Source organism: Pseudomonas sp. WS 5071 (assembly GCF_012985765.1).
Lineage (GTDB): Bacteria > Pseudomonadota > Gammaproteobacteria > Pseudomonadales > Pseudomonadaceae > Aquipseudomonas > Aquipseudomonas lundensis_A.
In genome coordinates, this window is the sequence record NZ_JAAQWY010000016.1 from 110,062 (window position 1) to 116,170 (window position 6,109).

Annotated in this window: 6 protein-coding genes; 1 reads left to right on the forward strand and 5 read right to left on the reverse strand. The window is 58.0% G+C overall.

Features of this window, described 5'->3' with window-relative positions; genetic code table 11:
• Positions 1-31: 31 nt before the first annotated feature.
• From ssuB to ssuE, 5 genes are all read right to left on the reverse strand, one after another.
• Entirely contained in the window at positions 32-838 is an 807-nt protein-coding gene (gene ssuB, locus HBN61_RS12095; protein ID WP_170046858.1) for an aliphatic sulfonates ABC transporter ATP-binding protein, read from the reverse strand.
• Positions 835-1,641, reverse strand: a complete 807-nt coding sequence (ssuC, locus tag HBN61_RS12100; RefSeq protein ID WP_170046859.1) for an aliphatic sulfonate ABC transporter permease SsuC — start codon at positions 1,639-1,641, stop codon at positions 835-837. The genes ssuB and ssuC overlap by 4 nt, the downstream gene beginning before the upstream one ends.
• 7 nt (positions 1,642-1,648) lie before the next feature.
• Entirely contained in the window at positions 1,649-2,797 is a 1,149-nt protein-coding gene (ssuD, locus tag HBN61_RS12105) for an FMNH2-dependent alkanesulfonate monooxygenase (RefSeq protein ID WP_170046860.1), read from the reverse strand.
• A 31-nt stretch (positions 2,798-2,828) separates the two neighbouring features.
• On the reverse strand, positions 2,829-3,794 hold the full coding sequence (locus HBN61_RS12110; RefSeq protein WP_169962294.1) for a sulfonate ABC transporter substrate-binding protein: 966 nt from the start codon (positions 3,792-3,794) through the stop codon (positions 2,829-2,831).
• 87 nt (positions 3,795-3,881) lie between these two features.
• Entirely contained in the window at positions 3,882-4,475 is a 594-nt protein-coding gene (gene ssuE / locus HBN61_RS12115; protein ID WP_170046861.1) for an NADPH-dependent FMN reductase, read from the reverse strand.
• A 314-nt stretch (positions 4,476-4,789) separates the two neighbouring features.
• On the opposite strand from ssuE, the gene HBN61_RS12120 reads away from it, so the two are divergent.
• The gene (locus tag HBN61_RS12120; RefSeq protein WP_170046862.1) at positions 4,790-6,067 is read left to right on the forward strand and encodes a hypothetical protein; all 1,278 of its coding nucleotides are present in this window, start codon (positions 4,790-4,792) and stop codon (positions 6,065-6,067) included.
• Positions 6,068-6,109 lie beyond the last annotated feature (42 nt).

The window sequence follows — 6,109 nt, forward strand, 5'->3', positions numbered from 1 at the left end:
TCGATTCCTGTCTTGGGATAAAAAACGGAGGTTATTGCGCCCAACGCAATTGTGTGGGTAGCGGTGCAACGGGTTCCGGTTCGGGCGGCGAACCGGGTAAAGCCAGTACACGGTTGAGCACTTCGGTTTCCAGCGCCGCCAACCGATGCGAACCGCGCGCCCGAGGGCGCGGCAACGCGATGGTGAGGTCGAGCCCAACGGCGCCGTCTTCGATCAAAATCACGCGGTCGGCAATGGCCACGGCTTCGCTGACATCGTGGGTCACCAGCAACACAGTGAAGCCATGCTGGCGCCACAAACGTTCAATCAACTGCTGCATCTCGATGCGGGTCAGGGCATCCAGCGCACCCAACGGTTCGTCCAGCAGCAACAAACGCGGCTGGTGAATCAGCGCGCGGGCCAAGGCCACACGCTGTTTTTGCCCGCCCGACAGCGCTGCCGGCCACTCGTGGGCTCGTTCGGCAAGGCCGACTTCTTCCAGCGCGTTAAGGGCCTTGGAGCGCCAGTCCCCTTTAAGCCCCAGACCGACGTTATCGATGACCTTTTTCCACGGCAGCAAACGCGCTTCCTGGAACATCAGGCGTGTGTCGTCATGGGCCTCTTGCAGCGGCGCACTGCCCGCCATCAGTTCACCGCCGGTAGGTTGGTCGAGCCCGGCGATCAGCCGCATCAGCGTACTTTTGCCGCAGCCGCTGCGGCCCACCACGGCCACAAACTGACCGGCCGGAATGTGTAAATCGATGTCGCGCAGTACCTGACGTTCGCCAAACGCTTTGTGCAGGCCATTGATCGCCAACGGGATGCCCTGACGCAAACGCGGAGGTTGTTGAGCTGTCATGCTGCACCGCCTTTAACCACTTGGTACGCCGGGTGCCAACGCAACCAGACGCGCTCCAGCCCACGGGCCGCGCTGTCGGCCAATTTGCCGAGCACCGCGTACAAAACAATCGCCAGCACCACCACGTCAGTTTGCAAAAACTCGCGGGCATTCATCGCCAGATAGCCAATGCCGGAGCTGGCAGAGATGGTTTCAGCCACGATCAAAGTCAGCCACATAAAGCCCAGCGCAAAACGCACACCCACCAAAATCGAGGGCAAGGCGCCCGGTAAAATCACTTGCCAAAATAGGCTGAAGCCGGACAAGCCGTAACTGCGCGCCATTTCGACCAACGCCGGGTCCACGTTGCGGATGCCGTGATAGGTGTTGAGGTAAATCGGGAACAACGTGCCCAACGCGACCAAAAAGACCTTGGCTGACTCGTCGATCCCGAACCACAGAATCACCAGCGGAATCAGCGCCAGATGCGGCACGTTGCGGATCATCTGCACCGAGCTGTCGAGCAGGCGCTCGCCCCACTTCGACAGGCCCGTGACGAAACCCAATGCCAGGCCGATGCTGCCGCCGATCACAAACCCAAGCGCGGCGCGCCAGCCGCTGATGGCGAGGTGTTTCCAAATCTCGCCACTGCGCACCAATTCGACCCCCGCTGCGATCACGGCACTGGGCGCTGGCAGAATCCGCGTCGACAACCAGCCCGCCGACACTGACAATTGCCACACCGCCAGCAGCAACACGGGCAAGACCCACGGAGCCAGGCTGTGACCGACATTTTTGAGGCGCGAAGCCTTCACCATACTCATGCTGGCCTCAGCTCTGCGACGCGGCTTTGGGAAGAATGTCGTTGGCCACCATCTCGCCAAACGGGCTCACGTAACCGGCACTTTTAGGCAACTCGGGGCGCTCGACATCGAGGTGTGGGAACAGCAATTCCGCCACCCGATACGACTCTTCCAGGTGCGGATAACCCGAAAAAATGAACGTATCGATGCCCAGATCGGCGTATTCCTTGACCCGTGCAGCCACGGTAGGGCCATCGCCGACCAGCGCCGTGCCGGCACCACCACGCACCAACCCCACGCCCGCCCACAGGTTGGGGCTCACTTCAAGGTTGTCACGGCTGCCGCCATGCAAGGCGGCCATGCGCTGCTGACCCACCGAGTCGAACCGCGACAGCGATGCCTGAGCGCGAGCAATGGTGTCGTCGTCCAGATGGGAAATCAGTTTGTCAGCGGCTTTCCAGGCTTCTTCGTTGGATTCACGCACGATCACGTGCAGGCGAATCCCGAAGCGTATGCTGCGGCCATGCTGGGCGGCCTTGGCGCGCACCTGCTCGATTTTCTGCGCGACAGCCGCGGGCGGCTCGCCCCAGGTCAGCACCATCTCGACCTGTTCAGCAGCCAAGTCCTGGGCCGCTTCCGAGGAGCCACCGAAGTACAGCGGCGGACGCGGCTGCTGAATCGGTGGATAGAGCAGCTTGGCGCCTTTGACGCTGATGTGCTGACCGTCGTAATCCACCGTTTCGCCTTCCAGCACACGGCGCCAGATGCGGGTGAATTCGACCGACGCCTGATAACGCTCCTCATGGCTGAGGAACAGGCCGTCACCGGCCAATTCTTCCGGGTCGCCACCGGTCACCAGATTGAACAGCGCACGCCCACCGGACAAACGATCCAGGGTCGCGGCCTGACGAGCCGCCACGGTCGGGGACACAATGCCGGGGCGCAGCGCCACGAGGAATTTCAAGCGCTGGGTCACCGGGATCAGCGATGCGGCCACCAGCCATGAGTCTTCGCAGGAACGGCCGGTGGGAATCAACACACCACCGAAACCCAGACGGTCTGCCGCTTGTGCCACTTGTTGCAAGTACCCGTAGTCAACAGCACGGGCGCCTTCGGAGGTGCCAAGGTAATGGCCATCACCGTGGGTAGGCAGGAACCAGAAAATATTGAGGCTCATGGAGTGGTCTCCTAAATGGGTACGGCAAACGTTAGAGGGCGTTGGCCACAGCGGCCGGGGGCGTCCAGATCACGTCTTTGACCACCAGCGGCTTGGGAATCAGCTTGAGCTGGTGAAACGTGTCCGCAATTTTTTGCTGCGCATTGACCACTTCCGGGGTCAGAAACTGCGCGCCATAGCCTTGGCGCTTGACGGCCGTCAGCGTGATTTCAGGCGACAACCCCAACAGCGGTGCTACTTGTTGAGTCACCTCTTCAGGGTTGGCCTTGGCCCAGTCCCCGATGTTGCGCACCTCATCCACCAACACTTCGATCACCTTGGGGTGCTGTTCGGCGTAGGGCTTGGTGGCCAGATAGAACTGATGGTTGTCCGCAATACCGCTGGCATCGCGCAACGTGCGGGCTTGCAACTGTTGCTCGGCCGCTGCCTGGTACGGGTCCCAGATTACCCAGGCATCGACACTGCCGCGCTCGAACGCGGCACGCGCATCCGCCGGGGGCAGAAAGACCGTCTGGATGTCGGTGTAATGAAGGCCTGCGTCTTCCAGTGCCCGTACCAACAGGTAGTGGACGTTAGAGCCTTTGTTGAGCACGACTTTTTTGCCCTTGAGGTCTTTCACCGAGGTGATTGGTGAATCCTTGGGCACCAGAATCGCTTCACTGGTGGGGGCCGGGGGCTCGTAGGCGACATACAGCAGATCGGCGCCCGCGGCCTGGGCAAACACGGGTGGCGTTTCGCCCGTCACGCCAAAGTCGATCGACCCGACGTTCAAGCCTTCCAGCAATTGCGGGCCGCCGGGGAATTCAGTCCATTGAACGTCAACGCCTTGTTCGGCCAGACGCTTTTCCAGCGTGCCTTTGGCCTTGAGCAGCATCAGCGTGCCGTATTTCTGATAGCCAATGCGCAGGGCATCCGCTTGAGCTTCCAACACAACGCCGAAGGACACAGCCGCAGCAAACAGTGCGACCAGACCTCGACGCAAAATGACAGGGCGCATGGCGCTCTCCTTTTGTTTTTCGAGATTCAGATAGCACCTGCCGAGCCGTTAGCGGATCAGTAAGGTGGGACTACATAAGAGGGTGTTTCAAATGCTCCAGCGAGCCGTCACCAGGCGCTCGTTGAGGATGTTCGGGTCCAGCGGTTTAGGGCGACGCGCCAGCGCGGAGTAAAACTGCTCCAGCGACTCGTTCAGCCGTTGTTCCAGCACGGGTGCCAACTGCGGCTGGGCGCTGCCTTCGCCGTAAGCAATCTGGCTGTCATCGGCAAAAATGCCGTGCAGCATTTCCTGTGCCTTGAGCGTCGACAGCACGGGCTTGAGCGCGTAATCCACGGCCAGCATGTGAGCGATGCTGCCCCCCGTGGCAATCGGCAATACCACTTTGTGGCTCAGCGCCCGCTCAGGCAGCAAATCGAGCACAGTTTTCAAGGCACCGCTGAAAGACGCCTTGTACACCGGCGTCGCGATGACCAGCCCGTCGGCGTTTTCGATCTGTTGCAACAAGTCGATGATCTTGGGGCTATCGAATCGCGCATGCAGCAAATCTTCAGCCGGAAAATCACGCACCTGATAGCTCACCACTTCGACGCCTTGCTGGTTGAGCCAGTGTTTGGTGCGATCCAGCAACACCCCGGAACGGGATCGTTGGCTTGGGCTTCCTCCGAGTGTCACGACCAGCATCTAGAGAATTCCTTGCATGAATGTGTGCAAATCGCCGTCAGCGTTTTCGCTTGGGTAGGCAGACCATAACAGGCGATTTTTATATCCATAAATCATATTTATTCATTTTTTTATTCTTTTTAAGCATATATCTGGGCGCCTTTACCGATCCTCACAGGGGATATACCTGCCACCAAGAGAATCGCCTACGCGCCAGCTGGACAATGACTGTATGTACCACCTATGCGCGTCGCACCTGGCTTAGCGTCCATCACTGGAATGGCCTCCCGTCTTCACCCTCCCGCGAGGGCCATTAACAGCATGGAGTGACGCATATGAGTAACACCGACTCGACTGTTTTTTATTCAGAAACCGCCCTCAAAAGCCTGTATGAAATAAGTTTGGATAAGGCAGTTGAAGACGTTGAAATAACGAGCGATGAGCGTGACATGTACAAGAGAGTGGCCGTGACGCTCGGATCGGAACGCAGCCAAGGACCTGCTCCTGTGTTCGTAAGCAACATCATGATCAATGGCACCGGACACGACCCCGCCCAGTTAAGAGGCATGTTTGTCGTGTCGTCAGCCCACACTGATAACACCGCTTACTTATTATTTACGGTCGCCCACGGGGTGAGTCGATACGACTCCTGGAGCACGCTCAATTTCTACCTCGTTAACAGCCTTCTCGATCAGGCTTCGGACTTATTGCCCTGTATCCCCTTGCCGCTACGCCATTTAGGGGGGGGCCAATTTTCAGGATCATTTAGCAGACGTCTGATCGCAGACGATGTCTTCGCAACGACCAGCGTTTATTACGAATTCGGCATTCAAGCCGACAGTGAATATTTATTGAAGGCGCTTGCTGAGGTCCCTTCACTTCGATCGGTGGCTCGTACTCAGCTTCAAACTGGCCTGACACAACAATACGAATACTCTAAAAAAAAGCACTCTTTATGCGGCCCTGACCACGGCGGGCCACAGGTGCAGGAGACAAGCCCTGAAGTTGATTATGTGCTGGCACATTACTGCAAACATTCAGGACGCGAGCAATGGGGCATAGAACTCTCATCCCCTGCGGCCTGCAGTGGTGATGCGCTGATACGAGCCAGTCAAGATAAAGCCGACATGATCCGTTGGCTGATGGAAATCAAAAAAAACCTGGCCAATGATTTATTCAATGCCATTGAGGCGCACTGGCAACATGGAAAACCTGACCGCGCTGACCTTGGCAGTTACATAGAACACGCCCTGCGAGACCGCTTCATCAATGAGCTGCTACAGGCCAGGCACCTCGGGTATGTAACGCAGGCAGAGCTTGTCAGGCTATACCGTTACGCGAATGGTCACAGCGACGATACGTTGGTATTGACCTCTGTGCTTATTGAAACGCCTCAAGACTATTTACTTGAAGTCGTAGGTTGGTACTGCATTCACCTTGGCGATCAAAATACCAAAGTGTGTGCCATGACTGATGCCGGCTTGCAATGGTTTGACAATACCTCTGAGCTCCTGGAGTACCTTGAAGAGCGCGGCGTTTTGCAAGGTAGTTGTCGCGTCAGCCGTGTTTTTAAGCTGCTATTTTCACTGCCGGCTGCTCCCTCTCTGGGTTGAGTGTGACGGCGCCGATAGGTTGCCAATTTCGCGTTGCACCTG

Excerpts from the sequence above, each read along its gene's own strand:
- ssuB (WP_170046858.1), bottom strand. The coding sequence starts at position 838 with ATGACAGCTCAACAACCTCCGCGTTTGCGTCAGGGCATCCCGTTGGCG.
- ssuC (WP_170046859.1), bottom strand. The coding sequence starts at position 1,641 with ATGAGTATGGTGAAGGCTTCGCGCCTCAAAAATGTCGGTCACAGCCTG.
- ssuE (WP_170046861.1), bottom strand. The coding sequence starts at position 4,475 with ATGCTGGTCGTGACACTCGGAGGAAGCCCAAGCCAACGATCCCGTTCC.
- HBN61_RS12120 (WP_170046862.1), top strand. The coding sequence starts at position 4,790 with ATGAGTAACACCGACTCGACTGTTTTTTATTCAGAAACCGCCCTCAAA.
- HBN61_RS12110 (WP_169962294.1), bottom strand. The coding sequence starts at position 3,794 with ATGCGCCCTGTCATTTTGCGTCGAGGTCTGGTCGCACTGTTTGCTGCG.
- ssuD (WP_170046860.1), bottom strand. The coding sequence starts at position 2,797 with ATGAGCCTCAATATTTTCTGGTTCCTGCCTACCCACGGTGATGGCCAT.